The organism is Actinotalea ferrariae, from assembly GCF_019733465.1.
GTDB classification, from domain to species: Bacteria; Actinomycetota; Actinomycetes; order Actinomycetales; family Cellulomonadaceae; genus Actinotalea; species Actinotalea ferrariae_A.
The window spans coordinates 1-1,839 of record NZ_JACVQL010000270.1; the positions used below are offsets into that span (position 1 = coordinate 1).

The 1,839-nt window shown below is 76.5% G+C and carries 1 protein-coding gene; it reads right to left on the reverse strand.

What is annotated here, in order from left to right:
- Positions 1–140: 140 nt before the first annotated feature.
- The coding region (locus ICW40_RS17555) for a helicase HerA-like domain-containing protein (protein ID WP_374199180.1) at positions 141–1,839 on the reverse strand (1,699 nt) is incomplete at its 5' end.

Sequence of the window (1,839 nt, forward strand, 5' to 3'; positions counted from 1 at the left end):
CCGCCGTGCTGCGCGAGTGCGCCGAGGCGGGCGTGGTCCTCGACGCCGTCGTCGCGACGCCCGGCGGACTCAGCCCCGCGGCCGCCGCGGCCGTCCGCGTCGTGCCGCTCGACTGAGCCGACGGCGCGACGTCGGCGCCGTCAGCGCCGGCGGGTCCCCAGCACGGTGCGGGTGATCTCACGACCGAGCGCGGTGCCGGCGGAGCGCAGGAACGCGTCGAGCGGGCTGCCGCCCCGCGCGCGGCCGCGTGGTGCTCGTCGCTGCTCGGGTCGCGACATGCGCTCCTCGACGCGCCGGAGCTCGCGTTCGCGGCGCTCGGCCTCCTCGGCCGCGAGCTCGTCGGCCTCGGCGCGTGCCGCCTCGGCCTCCGCGCGCGCGGCTCGCGCCTGCAGCAGCTCGGAGGCCGACTCCCGGTCGACCGCCTGGGCGTAGCGGGCGGCGAGCGGGGAGGCCTCGACGAGCGCGGACATCTGCGGCCCGGGGAGCGGGGCCATGGACGAGGCCGGCGCTCGCAGACGCGTCCACGCGACCGGGGTCGGCGCACCCTTCTCGGAGAGCACCGTCACGAGCGCCTCGCCCGTGCCCAGGGTGGTGAGCAGCTCCTCGAGGTCGTAGTCCGAGTGCGGGAACGTCCGCGCGGTCGCGCGCAGGGCGCGGGCGTCGTCGGGCGTGTGCGCGCGCAGCGCGTGCTGGACGCGGTTGCCGAGCTGGGCGAGGACGTCGGCGGGGACGTCCTTGGGCGTCTGGGTGACGAAGAAGACGCCGACGCCCTTGGAGCGCACGAGGCGCACGGTCTGGGTGACCTGGGTGAGGAAGTCGTCGGACGCGTCGGTGAACAGCAGGTGCGCCTCGTCGAAGAAGAAGACGAGGCGGGGCCGGTCGGTGTCCCCGACCTCGGGCAGCTCGGAGAACAGGTCGGCGAGCAGCCACATGAGGAACGTCGAGAAGAGCGCGGGCCGGTCCTGGACGTGCGGCAGCTCGAGCGCCGAGACGACGCCGCGACCGTCGGGGGCGGTGCGCAGCAGCTCGGCCGTCGAGAAGGCCGGCTCCCCGAAGAACACGTCGGCGCCCTGCGCCTGCAACGCCACGATCTCGCGCAGGATGACGCCGGCGGTGGCCGCGGACAGGCCGCCGATGCCCTTGAGCTCCGCCCGGCCCTCGTCGGAGAGCAGGAAGGCGATCGTCGCGCGCAGGTCGGCGAGGTCGAGCAGGCCGAGGCCCTGCGTGTCGGCCCAGTGGAAGACGAGTCCGAGGCTCGACTCCTGCGTCGCGTTGAGGCCGAGCACCTTGGCCAGGAGGAGGGGGCCGAAGTCGGTGACCGTGGTCCGGATCGGGGTGCCCGTGCCGAGCCCGCCGAGGGTGTAGAGCTCGACCGGGAACGCCGTCGGGACCCACCGCTGGCCGATGCCCGCGGCCCGGGCGGTCAGCGCGTCGTCGGGCGTCCCCGGCGCGGCGAGGCCCGAGAGGTCGCCCTTGACGTCCGCGACGAACACCGGCACGCCCGCGGCGGAGAGGCCCTCCGCCATGACCTGGAGGGTCTTCGTCTTGCCCGTGCCGGTCGCGCCGGCGACGAGGCCGTGCCGGTTCATCATCCGCAGGGGCAGCCCGACCTGGGCCGACGCGGTCGCGACGCCGTCCTCGACGAGCGCGCCGAGGGGGAGCACCGCACCCTGGGCCGCGTAGGCCTCGGCGACCGTGCTCGCCCAGGCGCTCCCCGACGAGGTCGTCGGAGCCGGACCGGGCGGGGCGGCAGGAGGCCCGCCACCCGTGCTGCGGCCGCCCGGCACCGTCTGGGGCATGGCCGTCCCGGCGGCGAGCAGCGCCGCCTCGGCGCGCGCC